11 protein-coding genes are annotated in these 15914 nt (G+C 53.5%); 4 read left to right on the plus strand and 7 right to left on the minus strand.

Annotated elements, in window-relative coordinates:
* Nucleotides 1-220: 220 nt before the first annotated feature.
* Nucleotides 221-1393: an aminopeptidase gene (locus TREBR_RS00565; protein ID WP_041610490.1), complete on the plus strand. Its 1173-nt coding sequence runs from the start codon at nt 221-223 to the stop codon at nt 1391-1393.
* 149 nt (nt 1394-1542) lie between these two features.
* Here the strand turns inward: TREBR_RS00565 and TREBR_RS00570 are convergent, their stop codons facing one another.
* Both TREBR_RS00570 and TREBR_RS00575 read right to left on the minus strand, forming a co-directional pair.
* On the minus strand, nt 1543-2487 hold the full coding sequence (locus TREBR_RS00570; RefSeq protein WP_013757292.1) for a glycoside hydrolase: 945 nt from the start codon (nt 2485-2487) through the stop codon (nt 1543-1545).
* 145 nt (nt 2488-2632) lie between these two features.
* The gene (locus TREBR_RS00575; RefSeq protein ID WP_013757293.1) at nt 2633-5800 is read right to left on the minus strand and encodes a glycoside hydrolase family 2 TIM barrel-domain containing protein; all 3168 of its coding nucleotides are present in this window, start codon (nt 5798-5800) and stop codon (nt 2633-2635) included.
* 166 nt (nt 5801-5966) lie between these two features.
* On the opposite strand from TREBR_RS00575, the gene TREBR_RS00580 reads away from it, so the two are divergent.
* The 3 genes from TREBR_RS00580 to TREBR_RS00590 all read left to right on the plus strand — a co-directional run bounded on the left by TREBR_RS00580 (nt 5967) and on the right by TREBR_RS00590 (nt 9064).
* Nucleotides 5967-7262 (plus strand): ABC transporter substrate-binding protein, encoded by a 1296-nt coding sequence (locus TREBR_RS00580; RefSeq protein WP_013757294.1) that lies wholly within the window; start codon nt 5967-5969, stop codon nt 7260-7262.
* Nucleotides 7263-7374: 112 nt separating this feature from the next.
* Nucleotides 7375-8262 carry a carbohydrate ABC transporter permease gene (locus TREBR_RS00585; RefSeq protein ID WP_013757295.1) on the plus strand — a complete coding sequence of 296 codons (888 nt, stop codon included), beginning with the start codon at nt 7375-7377 and terminating at the stop codon, nt 8260-8262.
* Nucleotides 8249-9064 (plus strand): carbohydrate ABC transporter permease, encoded by an 816-nt coding sequence (locus tag TREBR_RS00590; protein WP_013757296.1) that lies wholly within the window; start codon nt 8249-8251, stop codon nt 9062-9064. Before TREBR_RS00585 ends, TREBR_RS00590 begins: the two co-directional genes overlap by 14 nt.
* Before the next feature lies 1 nt (nt 9065).
* Here TREBR_RS00590 and TREBR_RS00595 read toward each other — a convergent pair whose 3' ends face one another.
* The 5 genes from TREBR_RS00595 to TREBR_RS00615 all read right to left on the minus strand — a co-directional run bounded on the left by TREBR_RS00595 (nt 9066) and on the right by TREBR_RS00615 (nt 15850).
* On the minus strand, nt 9066-9743 hold the full coding sequence (locus TREBR_RS00595; RefSeq protein WP_013757297.1) for a response regulator transcription factor: 678 nt from the start codon (nt 9741-9743) through the stop codon (nt 9066-9068).
* Nucleotides 9733-11037 carry a sensor histidine kinase gene (locus tag TREBR_RS00600; RefSeq protein WP_013757298.1) on the minus strand — a complete coding sequence of 435 codons (1305 nt, stop codon included), beginning with the start codon at nt 11035-11037 and terminating at the stop codon, nt 9733-9735. The genes TREBR_RS00595 and TREBR_RS00600 overlap by 11 nt, the downstream gene beginning before the upstream one ends.
* 223 nt (nt 11038-11260) lie before the next feature.
* Nucleotides 11261-12409 carry a lactaldehyde reductase gene (gene fucO, locus TREBR_RS00605; RefSeq protein WP_013757299.1) on the minus strand — a complete coding sequence of 383 codons (1149 nt, stop codon included), beginning with the start codon at nt 12407-12409 and terminating at the stop codon, nt 11261-11263.
* Nucleotides 12410-12421: 12 nt separating this feature from the next.
* Entirely contained in the window at nt 12422-14206 is a 1785-nt protein-coding gene (locus TREBR_RS00610; RefSeq protein WP_013757300.1) for an L-fucose isomerase, read from the minus strand.
* A 207-nt stretch (nt 14207-14413) separates the two neighbouring features.
* Entirely contained in the window at nt 14414-15850 is a 1437-nt protein-coding gene (locus tag TREBR_RS00615) for a rhamnulokinase (protein ID WP_013757301.1), read from the minus strand.
* Nucleotides 15851-15914: the final 64 nt, after the last annotated feature.

The following is a 15914-nucleotide window of genomic DNA, read 5'->3' on the forward strand; positions in this document are numbered from 1 at the left end:
CGCCGGATAAAACGATCCGCTTGCGGGCAGTGCTTCCCAACGGAAGCAGCGGAACGAACGGCCGGTCGGAGACTTGTATGCCGATCATCGGCTGAGCCATATGACACTCCTGTAATGGACTGATGCGCGGGTCCGTACGAAATAAACCTGCTTTTTATATATCGGCTGCCGCACTGATAAATCATAGTATTTTATCCTGAAAATGTGGTATGATACCGGCATGAATTCAGCTAATGATACGCGTTCGATACGCAATTCCGCGCGCAAAACGGTGCGCGACGTGTGTGCGATAAAATCCGGCGAACGGGTTCTGATCGTTACGAACCGCTCCCTGAAAAACGGAGCGGCTCAAACGTATGAGATTTCGCAGGCGATTTACGACGAATGCCGAGAGGCCGGCGCTCAGCCCGTGCTGATCGTGCAGCCGGAAAAGGCTTCGCTTGATTCGGCGGATCCTGTGGTGCTTGCGGCGCTCAAGACCGAACCGGACGTGTTTTTTTCCGTCTCCGAAAATAAACTCGGCAAGGATCCCGAAGGAATCGCGAATCCGTATATTGCCGAAGACGGCTCGAAGCACGATCATATTTTCGATTATCTATTATATGGAAAGAAATCGATGCGGGCGGTTTGGACGCCGGGCATTACGCTCGATATGTTTGCGCGGACGGTCGATATCGATTATGACGAATTGGACGGACGGTGCAGGGAGCTGTGCGCCCGGTACGAGGGCGTCGTAAGCGTGCACGTTACGGCTCCCGGCGGAACCGATATAACGGTGCCCGTCGCCGGGCGTAAGGCGCTTACCGACGACGGTTCGTTCCGCACGGCGGGTTCCGGCGGAAACGTTCCCGCCGGAGAAGTGTTCATCAGTCCGGTTGTCGGAAAAGGTTCAGACCGCACCGGCGGCGAAAATCCCGCTGATGCCGGCGCACCCGGCGGCTGCAGCGGACGGATCGTGTTCGACGGTTCCATGTCGCTGAACGAAGGCGACATTGTCATAAAAACGCCGATTACGGTTGAAGTGCGCGGCGGGTTCGCCGTGTCCGTTTCCGGCGGTGAAGAAGCGGCGAAGCTGAACGCGACGATCGCCGCCGCGGAACGCTCCGCGCTCGATATGGAAAAAGTCGGAATACTGAGCGCCGAACAGGCGGCCGTGTATAAACGGAACGCGCGCAACATCGGCGAATTGGGGATCGGTTTGAATCCGGCCGCGCGGATCACCGGCAACATGCTGGAAGACGAAAAAGCGTTCGGTACGTGTCATTTTGCAATCGGCTCGAATTACGACGGAGACGCGCCGTCTCTGATTCATTTGGACGGCGTCGTGCGCGATCCGGTCGTCACGTTCCGGTATGCCGACGGCGGCACGTATACGGTGGACGTTTGGCGCTGACCCCGGCGCTTGCAGATTAGAGCCGGGGCGTTCGCACGACGCGGCAGGGGGCGTTGCCGGTATACTTTTGCGCAGCAAAAGATAAAGGCAAGCACCCGGTCCGACCTGGCCGGCTGACGATGCGGGACAGGTCGGAGCCGCCCGAAAGATCAGAAGCCCATAATGTCGAACTCGAACGTTCGCGTATTTTGTCCGGAGATTTTGAATTCCGGGTGAACCGCCGCCCCCCAACTGTCGTCTCCGCCGACGCCGCTTTGTGCCGCTGCGGATTTTTCGGCAAGCGAAGCTGCATCCGCTAACATCGCGAGCCGAACGGTGGCGGAGATCTTTTTCCGAACGTCCGGCGGCAGAATCCCGACGTGCGATTCGGCCTCGTTTTCGGTTGTTTTCAGCAAGTCGCCTTCATCGGACAGCGGAAGTCCGGTCGTACCGGGTTCTGCCGTTTGGCAGTGTTCGTTTTCGGGAAAAAGGGGGATTCGTCGGTTCGTCGCTTCCCGAACGGCAAAGTCGACGGTCTGCGGCGACAAACCGAACGGCAGCACGACGAGGGCGGCGAGCGGTTCCGCAAGCGAATCGGTGTGTTCAAAAAACAGGGCGACGTCCGGAATGCTTACCCTGCCGTTCGCGCCGTCGTGTACGAAGCGTCGCGTACCGTTTTCCTCCTTTAATAACGTGATTATTCCGGTAGCGGCGTGCGGGTCGGCGCTCAAATGCGTGCAGTTTACGCCCGCGTTTGCAAGATACGAACGGAGCGAACCGCCGTACGGATCGGCACAGACGGCATCGCATTTTGGCGGAGAAGCGGGGATTTCTGCTGCGAGTGCCGGTTCCGCCGGTACTGATGATGTTATCTGTGCCGCTGATGTTGCCGTTGTCGATACTACTGCCGGTGCGGGGCAGGGTTGTCTGCCGCCTATCCGGCCGCAAAACAGTACGCCGTATCCTGCACGTGAAAGGTTGAGCGCCGCCGTAAACGCGCCGCCGGCCGGTTCTGCCGTAAAAAACGGTACGGCTGCGGTTCCGTCGTGCGGCTGCTGCCCCGCGGTTCGCATCAATTGCGCAATGTAGATACTGCCTATTACACCGATATTCATGGGCTTACTATATCATCGGAGGCGGAGCGGCACAAGCCGCCGCCGGATACCGATGAGGCACGAGCTGCCGGTACGGTTCGGCGCGCGTCGGGAATCCGTCTGAAAGGCGAAGGGCGAAAGCGCTGCTGCGTACGCGGATTTTCGGTTAACGGTGCAGATACAACGTCATTTCATACCGTCCCGGGCGTACGCGGTACTGTTCGAGCGTATCCGGCCCGCACGCTGCGCTTCCTACGCCGCGTTGTGCGCAGTCGACGTGCAGCGTCCAAAAGCCGCTTTGGGAAATGGTGTCTTTCAGTTCGTCGGTATGCCGGGCGTTCAGCATGTTTTCCGGTGAATACCGTTCGGCGCTGAATTGCAACGGCGAACCGCAGCGTATGCCGAACGGTTCCCGGCTGCCTTTTAGGATAATGTCGCGTACGCCCGTACGGTTGCCGTTTTCCTGCGGTACGATGTACGGTACTTCGAGTTCCGCCGGACTACCGGCGTAGTATCCTAAAAACGCTCCCGTTTTTCTGTCTGCGTAGGATTCGTGCGGACCGGAACCGAACCATTCGATACGCGCGGTATCCGCGGGTATCCGTACGGAAATACCTACGCGCGGCAGTTCGGGAAGTGCCGGATCCAGATCGAACGACACGTCGAGTCGGACGGGGGCCGAATCTCTTTTTTCCCGAAGCGCGCGAAGCGAATAGGTTCCCAAAAATCTGTTCCGATACGCGGAGCAGGCGTTATTTCCGGCGATCAGGTTCCCCGATTCTGCAAACAGAACGTCGTTGTCCGACTCGTTTTCCGTCGTTTTCTCATATCGCAGATGGAGTAGGTCGAGCTCGAGCCACGGATTTACGGCTTTGTCTTTCCAGTAAAAGGCGGACTCGCTGTCTCCGTATCGGTCGAAATACGTTTTGAGGCCGTCGTTTTCCGTGGGAACCCGGAACAGACAGGGGGTAATTGATTCTATGAAGGCAAGACACGCGGCGTCTGACGGTGCACCCGTAAACACCGGCAGCGTTTCCCGGAGAATATGTTCTGCGGAAGAAACGATAAAACCCGCGTCTGCCCAAGGCGTTTTATGTTTCAGACGGAAATCGCAGTGCACGTAAGTGGTTCCTTCGTTCATAGTGCTTTGCGTTACCGGCAGCGTTATTTCTGTTGTTCGGCCGGGCAACGTGCGGGGCAGTTCGGTGATTCCCCGTTCGAGAACCGAGCCGTCGCAGCATACTGTCCATTCGAGTTCAAGAATGTCCAAAGCGGTAAAGTCGAATTTGTTTTGAATCGCGTACCTGAACGGAATTCCGGGTACGCTTCGCATACGAACCGGAGCGAATACGTGTTTGCATTCGGCAAGCGCCGGTTTCGGCGTTTGGTCGGGAAACAATAGTCCGTTCAGACAGAAGTCGTAATCACACGGTTTATCTGCAAAATCGCCGCCGTATTTCCAAAATTTTACACCGGTTTCGGAAACGGCGGCAATTCCCTGATCTATCCAGTCCCAGATATACCCGCCTTGCAATCCGCGATGACTTTCTATCGCTTCCCAATAGTCGGCTAAACTGCCGTTTGAATTCCCCATAGCGTGTGAATATTCGCACATGATGAGCGGTCGATCGTCGTCACGATACGTTGCGTAATCCGTAATGAGGCTGATAGGCGGATACATCGGTGCAACGATGTCGGTAAGTCCTTTACCGCGGGCGAGCGAGTCGAGTGTGTAAGCGCCCTGTCCGCGTTCCGGGCGAATAAACCCTTCGTAATGGATCGGACGTGACGGATCCCTTCGCCGGATCCAGGCGCCGCAGGCGACGTGATTTTCACCGTCGCCGCTTTCGTTTCCCAGCGACCAGACGATAACACTCGGATGATTTTTGTCACGCAGCACCATGCGTTGAATCCGGCTCGAGTATGCATACGTCCACCGAGCGTCGCGGCACAATTGATCGTAAAAGCAATGATTTTCGATGTTCGCTTCATCTGTCAGATAAATACCGTATCTATCGCACAATTCGTACCACCGTTCGTCGTTCGGATAGTGGCAGGTTCTGACTGCGTTGAAGTTATGCCGTTTCAGAAGCTGAATGTCTTTCAGCATGGACTGTACGGAAAGCGTTTTGCCGGTGTGTTCGTCGTGTTCATGGCGATTTACGCCTTTTATGTAAATCGCCCGTCCGTTTATGCGCAGTTCCCGTTCCGCGACGGTAACGCTTCGGAATCCGGTACAAAACGCCGTGCTTTCAAGATGGCGGCCGTCTTTATGAATCGATACGGCGACGACGTACAGTGCGGGCGTTTCGTGTGACCATTCGGCCGGATTCAATATGGTGAGCGGAATTTCAGCAACGCAGGAATTGGTGCGGTAATTACAGGTGAAACTCCGCACCGTCTGCGTTATCGGGAGCACGTTCCGTGCAAACTCGGTAGCTTCAGCCGCACTCGACGGTAACGTGAACGGATACAATGCGCAGGTTATGTCGAACGTATCGTACTTTGCCGTCCGTATTTCCGCATCGGTCGGCGCGTTGCCTATGCCGGTACCCGCGTGCAGATCTCCGGCAAGGGCGATGTGCAGGGTAAGCGACGCCGTACGATCGGTGTTCGTGCAGTCGTTTTGAACCGCAGCGTGCGACGGGATAGCGCTTATATCCTGAATGTATTGCCGTTCGGTACTGTACAAATACACGCTGCGGTGTATGCCGCCGAACCACCACTGATCCTGATCTTCTACGTAGCTGGCGTCCGAGTACCGGATAACTTTAATGCATATATCGTTTTGGGTGTCGTAATGGATGAACGGTGTGATATCGAATTCACTAGGCAAGCGGGAATCTTTTCCTGCACCGACGAATTCTCCGTTAACGTAAACCATGCAGATGCTTTCGGCGGAACCGATATGCAGCACGACGCGGCGCTCTCGCCATTGAGCGGGAAATGTAACCGTTTTATAATAAACGCCGGTCGGATTTGCTTTGGGTGCGCGGGGAGGCAGTTCGGCGAACGGCATTTGTACGTTGGTATAATGAGGTTTGTCATACCCTTGCAGCGACCAGGTTCCGGGCACCGTGATCGGCGCGGCGTTTTCCGGTGGAAATACGGGAATCGGTTCGTCGGGGCCGGCATGAAACGAAAACAGCCATTGACCGTCCAAGCTGAGACAATAGTCATTCGCGGAAAAGTCCCTGAATTCGGGACCCGCATACGCATCGGCTACGGCTTCCGTAATGGAAGCGAACGGCAGCAGCGGACTGCGCATGGGCAGCCGGTTCAATTCCTGTATTTCAGGATTTTCCCATAACGGGGTAACGTTCGGTATGTTCATATGCCTATGATACGGGGCGTTTTTCCCTATTGTCAATAGTATGGGAATACCGAAAAATTACGGAAACTCGGTATTTTTGTAACTTGTGCCCTGAAAAGACCGATCGTATACTTGACTGATGATACCGATACCGTATCGGAGAATACAAGTTTCAAGGGGGAATCTGATGAAAAAACTGGCAATCGCCGTGTGTACTGCCGCGCTCTGCGCTGCCGTAGTGTTTGCAGGAGGCGGAAAGGACGCTGCCGTAAAAGATCCGAATGCGCCTGTTACGCTCACTGTGTGGTGCTGGGATCCTATGTTCAACATTTTTGCGATGAACGAGGCCGCAAAAATCTATAAAACCGATCATCCCAACGTAACGGTTCAGGTCGTGGAAACTCCCTGGCCGGATTTGCAGCAAAAACTGATAACGTCGCTGTCTTCCGGACAGACGGAAACGCTGCCCGATATCATTCTATGTCAGGACAACGCCATTCAGAAAAACGTGATGAATTATAAGAACGCGTTTTTGCCGCTGAACGGTAAAGTGGATTTATCCCGTTTTGCCCAATTTAAAGTGGGCAGCGGTACGATCGACGGAAAAAGTTACGCCGTACCGTTCGATAACGGTGTGACCGGAACGTTCCTGCGCAGGGATATTATCGAACAAGCCGGATTACGGGTTTCCGATTTTAACGATATTACCTGGGAGCGCTTCATCGAACTGGGTAAAACCGTAAAAGCCGCAACCGGCAAGCCGATGGTTTCTACGATGGCAAACGAGCCGGACTTTATAATGATCATGCTGCAAAGCTGCGGGATATGGTTGTTCGACGATGCCGGAAACCCGTATTTAAAAGATAACGCTGCACTGCGCGAGGCCGTTCGGTTATATGCCGAAATGATCAAAGAAGGCATTTGTATTCAGGTTCCCGATTGGAACGCCTATATTGCTACGCTGAACAACGGTTCCGTTGCCGCAACGATCAACGGCTGCTGGATTATCGGTTCCATTTCGGCGGAAAAATCGCAGTCCGGTAAATGGGCTGTTGTCAATACGCCGCGCTTCGCTTCGATTTCCCGTTCCGTCAATTACAGTAATCAAGGCGGTTCCAGTTGGATGATTATGGCGGCTTCCAAAAACGCCGACACTGCGGCGGATTTTTTGAGCAAGACGTTCGGCGGCAGCGTAAAGCTGTATGAGACGATACTTCCTGCGTCGGGTGCAATCGCGACGTGGCTGCCTGCGGCCGAATCTTCTGTATATGCGGAACCGAATGCATTTTTCGGCGGGCAGAAGATATATGAAGATCTCGTCCGTTTTGCCGGTAAAGTACCGCTGGTAAAATACGGCGTGTTCAATTATGAAGCCCGCGACGCTATCGGTCAGCAGATAACGGATATCGTTTCCGGTAAGAAAACGATTGAAAAAGCGCTTGCCGATGCTCAGAAGCAGGTTGAATTCCTGATGGGAATGTAAAAAAAAGGAACCGGTAAAACGCATGTTTTTTCATCCGGTTCCGTTCGGCTGCCGTTTGCTCTTCCGACGGCAGTCGTTTTCATCAGCCGGGAGTCCGGCGGGAGGTACCATTGTGCGACAATTGAAACTTGAAGAAAAATATAAACGCTGCGGTTGGTTTTTTATTGCACCGGCGAGTCTGTTGATTTTCGTGTTCAGTTTTTATCCGATGATGCAGGCGCTTGTTCTGTCTCTACAGTCGGGACTTGGCAATAATTTACGTTTTACCGGTCTTAAAAATTATTTGCGATTATTTCAGGATGAAATTTTTCTTACGTCCGTAGGAAACGTATTCGTGTATCTTATTTTTCAAGTTCCCGTGATGCTGCTGCTTGCGCTCGTGTTAGCCTCGATTTTGAACAAACCCGATTTGAAGTTCAAAGGAGTGTTTAGGACTATCGTTTTTTTACCCTGCGCGACGGCTTTGGTTTCTTCCGCACTTATTTTTAAATCGTTTTTTGCCGTAGACGGAATCGTAAACGCATATTTCATGAAATTCGGTATTATCGATTCGGCGGTAAATTGGTTAGGACATCCGCGGTGGGCGAAGGTGATCATCATTATCGCCATCACGTGGCGTTGGACGGGATACAATACCATTTTTTATTTAGCGGGATTTCAAAATATAGATGCGTCCCTTTACGAAGCGGCCCGTATAGACGGCGCGTCCGACCGGCAGCAATTTTTCAAGCTTACCGTACCGCTTTTGAAACCGGTTATTTTGCTTACGGCGATCATGTCTACGAACGGAACCCTGCAATTGTTTGATGAAGTCAAGAACATTACGAACGGCGGTCCGGGAAACGCGACGATCACCATTTCAAACTACATATACAATCTTTCTTTCAAGTATAATCCGCAGTTCAGTTACGCGGCGGCGGTATCGTATTCGATACTGATAATGGTGGCCGTGCTGTCTTTTATTCAGATGAAAATAGGAGATTCGGATGCGAACAGGTAGAATTCATTCGCGCGTCGTCATGTACGCGTTTTTAACGGTAGTGTGTTTGGCTTCCGTGTTTCCGTTTTACTGGATGCTGGTTGCCGCAACGAATTACAGTGTCGACGTTATTAAGGGAAGTAATTTTTTTGGGACGGCGCTGATTGATAACGTGAAGACGTTGACGGCGACGGTAAATCTTGGTGGTGCTTTTTGGAATTCACTGCGGAATACCGTTGCGGGGACGGCTGCCAGTTTATTCGTCTGTTCATTGGCCGGTTACGGATTTCAGGTGTATCGTGATAAAAACAAGGACATGCTGATGAAAATACTGCTGCTTTCGATAATGGTTCCGTTTGCTTCCATTATGGTGCCGCTTTTCAGATTGTTCAGCCAGGTTAAAATGCTCGACACAACGATGGGTTTTATTTTGCCTTCCGTTTCCACGGCTTTTCTTATCTTTTTCTTTCGTCAGAATTCCATGTCGTTTCCGATAGAAACGGTGCAGGCAGCGCGGGTGGACGGATTAAGCGAATTCGGTATTTACCTGAAAATCTATCTGCCGGTTATGATGCCTTCGTTCGTTGCCGCCGGAATCGTGACGTTTATGAACAATTGGAACAGTTATCTGTGGCCGCTCATTATCATGCAGACGCAGCGAAGTCAGACTATGCCGCTGCTCATTGCGGGTATGACTGCCGGATACACAACCGATTACGGTGCGCTGATGCTTGCCGTTACCGTATGCACGCTGCCGACCGTGATCCTGTTTTTTACGCAGCAGAAACGCTTTGTGTCCGGTATTCTGGGTTCCGTCAAATAAGTTAAATGGTGCAAGGATCGTTTCTGTTGGCCAACCGGATCATTTCAAAGCGATCCTTTACCCCGGTTTTAAAATAAATTGCGCTCACCTGATTTCGTACCGTTTGAATGGCCAAATGCAGTTTTTCGGCAATTTGCTCGTTGCTGTATCCGGTTACCAGCAGCGTCGCTATTTCCCGTTCCCGGTTAGTCAGTTCCTTGAGCCACGGCGCGTCGTCCGGGTCGGGGCGGCTTGCGGGGGTGAACCGTTCTTTTACCAGTTTTTTTATTATACCAGGGGAAATCTGCATTATACCGCTTTTCAGAGCACGAATTGCCGTTATCAATTCCGTGGGTGAAATGTCTTTTAGCAGATATCCTGAAGCTCCGGCAAGCAGTGCCGAACGTACCAATTCGTCTTCCTGATACGTGGAAAGCATGATAATTTTAGTTTCCGGCAGCAGGTTTTTTATCTGCCGAACGGCTTCTATTCCGTCCATTTCCGGCATGGAAACGTCCATTACGATAATATGCGGAAGAAACTGTCGGGCGAGTGCGACGGCTTCTATTCCGTTATGCGCAGTTCCGACTATTTCTATGTCGTCCGCGTAGTTGGTCAGATACGTACTCAGACTTTCGATAAAAATTATCTGGTCGTCTGCCAGCAGAATTTTTGATGTTTCCTGTCGTTCAGTCGTCATGAGTGTCTCCCGCTCCGCCGAATTCCGATTCCGCACCGGTAAGCGGAATTGAAATGATCAGTCTGAAACCGCCGTCTTCCGGCGAAAAAAATGAAAGAGTACCGCCGATTTCGCGCAGCCGCTCTTCCATTCCGGCAAAACCGATGCCTTTTACGATCTGTTTTGCTCCGATTCCGTTGTCGCTCACCGTTATCGTCAGGTTTCCTTCAAATTCCTGAAAATGGATCAGAATGTGAGTCGCATGTCCGTGCCGCAGGGAATTGGTGAACGCTTCTCGTATGATTTTCCGCAGCGTGGAATTGACAGCGCGTCCGTATTCATGTTCCATGTTTCCCGTTTCTATGTCGATTGAAATACCGGTTACTTCTTCAAATATGGTTTTCAGCTGATAAATATCCTGTATACCAGTTGCGACGGGATCCTGTATGTTGCGAATGAGATGCAGGATTTCGCGCGTATGTTTGAGTCCGTCGGCCGCCTGCGTGCGGATCAGCTGAAACATCCGATGGGCGTATTGATCGTCCATATTGGCAGTGCTCATCGCCGCATCGGAAAGTGCGATAATGTTCGTAAATACATAGCCGCAGCTGTCGTGCATATCTCGGGTGATACGCGAACGTTCCCGTTTGCTTGCCTGTTCTCCGCGGGTTTTTGCATTTTCCTGCAGATGCTGGTTGACTGCGGCAAGTTGCGTTTCGGTAAGGTGCAAATGCGCAACCGTTTCACGGAATGTGTCGCAATATTTTGAAAGTCGTTTGGAATACAATGCGCCGCCCCAAAAGAGGAGTACGAGCACGTAAAAGAAAAGCGCTTCAGGTACGGTCGGGTTGAATTGTTTCAGACTGATGTTTCCTTTGCCGAGTTGATCGGGATGGAAGAGTGCCGCCGAAAAAAGAAACAATGTCGCCGTCGGATATGCAATATTTTGCGGAAAAGGAAACACCGTGTAAGCGACGACGTGCGAAGCACATATTGCAAATTTTATGGTAAACAGATCGGGAACGGTATACGCCGAGAGTGTTGCGGAAAAAATACCTGCTGAACAGAAAAGCAGGCGGGGAAACCACCGGTCGTTAAAGAATGCGCCGGCGAGGGTGAGCGATGCCGTTAAAAGCGGTACGTAAAAATTTACGTAAAACAGGAACGAATTTCCGGCGACGTCGTTTTCAAACACGAGAGGAATCCGTGTCCTGATCCGATATTTTATCAGAAATAAAACGTACGCGAGAAGAATGAAAAGCAGAGTGATTCCTGCCGTAACATACGAATGTCGTTTCTGATAGTGTTCTTTCATATTCTTACACCGGCTATAATTATATGGTATAACCGGTGATCGGGCAAGCATTGTTTTCTTTCAGGAGTATTGTAAATTACGTGCTGCATAAAAAAGCGACCCGTTACGGAAGCTGTGCCTCCGGAACGGGCCGCCTGCACCATGTGCTCAGAGCCTTACGGGTCTTGCGCGCTGCGCTTTATGCGCACGCTTTGCGCGTCCGGCGTACCTTACGCGCCTGCGTTTACAGCAGCGACGTATACAGCGCCGAAATGTCTGCAACCGTCGGATCGCGCGGATTACCCGGCGTACATGCGTCGGCAATCGCGGACATCGCCAGCTGCGGTACGTCCTCCGCTTTCGCGATGTTTTTCAGATTCATCGGAATGCCGACGTCAGCCGCCAGTTTTTTAACTGCGTCCACCGCAGCTTTCCGGTATTCGGCTTCGGTCATTTTTTCCGTACCGGTAACGCCCATAACGCGCGCGATGTCGCGGTATTTGGTTCCCGTCGTCGGCGCGTTGTATTCCATTATAGTCGGAAGCAGAATCGCGTTCGCAATACCGTGCGGCGTGTCGTAAAACGCACCCAGCGAATGCGCCATCGAATGCACGATGCCCAGCCCGACGTTTGAAAACCCCATTCCGGCGACGTATTGGCCGAGCGCCATATCGGTACGGCCTTCCGGCGTGCCGGCGACGGCGTTCCGCAGCGAACGGGAGATTATTTCGATCGCCTTTATATGGAACATATCGCTCAATTCCCACGCGCCTTTGGTTATAAAACCTTCGATTGCGTGCGTGAGCGCGTCCATTCCGGTAGCGGCGGTCAGCCCTTTGGGCATACTCGACATCATATCGGGATCTATGACGGCAAGAATCGGAATATCGTGCGGATCGACGCAGACGAATTTCCGTTTTTTCTCCGTGTCAGTGATAACGTAATTTATCGTAACTTCCGCCGCGGTTCCCGCCGTCGTCGGTACGGCTATGATCGGAACGCTTTTGTTTTTGGTGTCGGCCACGCCTTCGAGCGAGCGGACGTCGGCAAATTCGGGATTAGCCGCGATAATGCCGATCGCTTTCGCCGTGTCCATGGACGAACCGCCGCCGATGGCGATCAGGTAATCGGCGCCGCTTTTGGTAAACGCGGCGACTCCGGTCTGTACGTTTTCAATCGTGGGATTCGGCTTGATGTTCGAGTACAGTTCGTATTTCATTCCCTCCGCGCCGAGCAAATCCGTTACTTTTGAAGTAACGTTGAATTTGACCAAATCGGGATCGGAACAGACGAACGCTTTTTTGAACCCTCTTCTTTTGACTTCCGGAACTATCGCGGTGATAGCACCGGAACCGTGATACGATGTTTCGTTCAATACGAATCTTTGTGCCATGTGAAATGCCTCCTAGCCGTACAACGGCCCGTAAAATTTGCAGGCCGAATAGTCGGCTGCCTGTTTGTCTTCAGTTCCGAAACCGGCCCAGCTGTGCGGGCGGTACACGGCGCTTTCTTCGACGTTGTGCATGGTAACCGGAATTCTGAGCATGGACGCCAGCGTGATAAGATCCGCGCCGACGTGTCCGTATACGGTAACGCCGTGATTCGCTCCCCAATTGGCCATTACGCTGTACACGTCCGTAAACGCGCCGTGTCCGGTAAGGCGCGGGCAGAACCAGGTCGTCGGCCAGGTCCGGTCGGTACGTTTGTCGATGACGGAATGAATGTCGTCCGGCAGATGTGCGGTTCGGCCTTCCGCAATCTGCAGAACGGGTCCGATTCCTTCAACGATATTGAAACGCAGCATCGTAACGGGCATTTCGGCCGCACACCGGAAATGGCTTGAAAATCCGCCTCCGCGGAAATATTCGTAGTTCGCGCGGCACCAGTCGGTTGCCGAAAGGCACGCTTTTACGTCGGCTTCGGTCATCTGCCAGAACGGTTTCATGCAGTTTTCACCTTTCGCGTTCTTGCACGCGCCGCTTCCGTCGAGTGCGGTTGCGCCGGAGTTGATCAGGTGAATAAATCCGTCTTTCGCAACGCCCGAAGGTTTGCGTCCGGTTACCCGTTCGCAGGCTTCGGCGCTCCAATACGTGCGTACGTCGTGAAAGCACGGCGCGGTACCGGAAACGAGCGTTCCGAGCAGCATTGAAATGCCGTTGCAGGTGTCGTTTTCGGTTGCAAACGGAGTCGGCGGTTTGGTTCCGTTCCAGTCGAACGTGGAGGCCATGATCGCTTCGGTGAAGTCGGCGTTCGGCAGCCAGTCCGTCCAGTTGCGCTGCCCCTGGAAGCCTCCGGCCACGGCGTTTTTGCCCAGCGCTTCTTCATGCCAGCCGAGTTCGGCCAGTTTGGGGTTTCCGTAGAGAATGTCGCGCATGACCATCGTCATTTTGGTGATGAACGTCCAATCTTCTTCGGGCGGAACCGTTTTCGATTTGGTAATGATTTCCGGCAGTTTTTTACCGGCGTTGCAGTCGAAACCTTCCTTGCAGTTCTTTTTTACCCATTCGCGCGCTTTTTCAAATTCATCCTGATCGTAAATGCCGAGCGTGATGCGCCGCAGGATTTCGGTCATGTCTACCCATTCGGCGCGGATTCCGAAATATTTTTGCATTACCGAAGCGTCGCAGTAACTTCCCGCTATACCCATCGCCACGCCGCCGAGGTTGACGTACGATTTGTTTTTCATCCAGCCGACGGCGACGGCGCATCGGGCGAAACTGAGGATTTTATGCGCGACGTCTTCGGGAATCGACGTGTCGGCTGCGTCCTGCACGTCGTGTCCGTAAATGGAAAACGCCGGAAGTCCGCGCTGTGCGTGCGCCGCCATGACCGCCGCAAGATATACGGCTCCGGGGCGTTCGGTTCCGTTGAAACCCCACACCGCTTTAATGGTAGTCGGATCCATGTCGAACGTTTCCGTTCCGTAACACCAGCACGGCGTTACCGACAGAGTCGCGACGACGTTTTGTGCTGAAAACTGATCCGCAACGGCGGCCGCTTCCGCTCCGCCGCCGATGGTCGTGTCTGCGACGACGCACCGAACGGGTGTTCCGTCCGGATATTTCAAGGTTTCGCTGATGAGTTTCGCGGCGCGTTCCGCCATTCCCATCGTCTGTTTTTCAAGACTTTCGCGAACTCCGCCCCAGCGCCCGTCTATTACCGGGCGTATACCGATTTTAGGATACAGCATGATCGATTTCCTCCTGATTAAATACTTGCAGCGAATATCTGCAGCGGCGGCTTCGTGGAAACCGGCCGCTTCAGTGCGTTTATTTCATTTCTGCCTCGACTGCGGTACGCTGCGGCCACGACCGATTAGCGGTCGTTCCGCGCGTGTGCCACCGGACACTTTTCCCCTTACCGTGCGGCTTCCGTCAGCGACTGCGGCTGCGACCGATTAGCGGCCGCAGTCTATGATTTTCCGGAATTTTTCAAACACTTTGCCGTCTGACTCCGTTTTTGCCGGTTCGTACCGCTTGAGTTTTTCCGTTTTTCGCAGCAGCGCGCGTCCGGCGGCGATATCCGGAATGTCGCCCAGCGCCGTAAGCTGAATAAGTATGTTTCCGAGCGCGGTCGCTTCCACCGGACCCGCTACGACGGGTATACCGCAGAAATCCGCCGTAGTCTGACATAAAAAGCGGTCGCGGCAGCCGCCGCCGAGCACGTGCAGCCGCTCGAACCGTTTTCCGGTCGTTTCGGAAAGCTGTTCGAGCGCCGACCGGTATTTAAACGCCAGACTTTCGTATACGCAGCGCATGATTTCTCCCGGACTGCGCGGAACGTACTGTCCCGTCTTGCGGCAGAATTCCCGGATCCGTTCGGGAACGTCGCCCGGCGGTGCGAACGACGGGTCGTCGGGGTCTATGCAGCAGCGCGCACCCGGCGCTTCCCGTGCGAGCGCTTCCAAATCCGCGAACGAATACGTCGTACCTTGCCGCTTCCATTCGCGCCGGCTTTCCTGTATGAGCCATAAGCCTATAATGTTTTTCAGATAGTTGATTTTTCCGTTCGCGCCGCATTCGTTGGACAGTTCCCGCTCCATGCTCGTTTCCGTCAGCACGGGCGCGTCGAGTTCCGTTCCGATGAGACTCCAGGTTCCGCACGAAAGGAACGCGACCTTTTCCGCTTTTACCGCCGGAATCGCGGCGACGGCACACTGCGTGTCGTGTCCGGCGACGGAAATGATTTTCATGCCGTCGTACGTGCCCGCGACCGTTCCGCTTTCCGCAAGCGGAGCGAACAGCGTTTCAGGAATTCCAAACGCGGAAAGCACTTCCGCGCTCCATTCGCGTGTCGCCGGATTGAACATCTGGCTCGTAGACGCGATCGACCGTTCGCAGACGGCGTTTCCGCACAAGGAGTAGGCGAACAGATCCGGCATGAACAGCAGTCTGTCCGCCCGGGCGAACAGCGCGGGATCCTGTTCTTTAAGCGCGACGAGCTGGAACAGCGTGTTGATGTTCATAATCTGGTTGCCGGTCGCGGCGTACAGCGTTTTACCGGGCATGACGGATTCCGTTTTTGCCGGAAGTCCCGCCGTCCGCTTGTCGCGGTAATGTACGGGGCGAGCCAGCAGCGCGCCGTCTTTTCCGAGCAAACCGAAGTCGACGCCCCAAGTGTCGAACCCGATGCTGTCGACGCGTCCCGCTTTTTGTATGCCGGTGCGGACTTCGGCAAGCAGCGCGCCGAAGTCCCAGCAGAGTGTTCCGTTTTCTTCCACGGGCTTTTTTTCAAACCGGTGAATTTCTTCATATTCGAGTGTTCCGCTTCGATAAGTTGCTTTTACGGCGCGCCCGCCGGACGCACCGAAGTCGAATGCAAGTACGCTGCTCATCGTGTCCTCCCGTAAAAATCCAAAATGAAAACTTCAGTGTAAACGTGCATCGTGTAAACGCGTA

This window comes from Treponema brennaborense DSM 12168 (genome assembly GCF_000212415.1).
Lineage (GTDB): Bacteria > Spirochaetota > Spirochaetia > Treponematales > Treponemataceae > Treponema_F > Treponema_F brennaborense.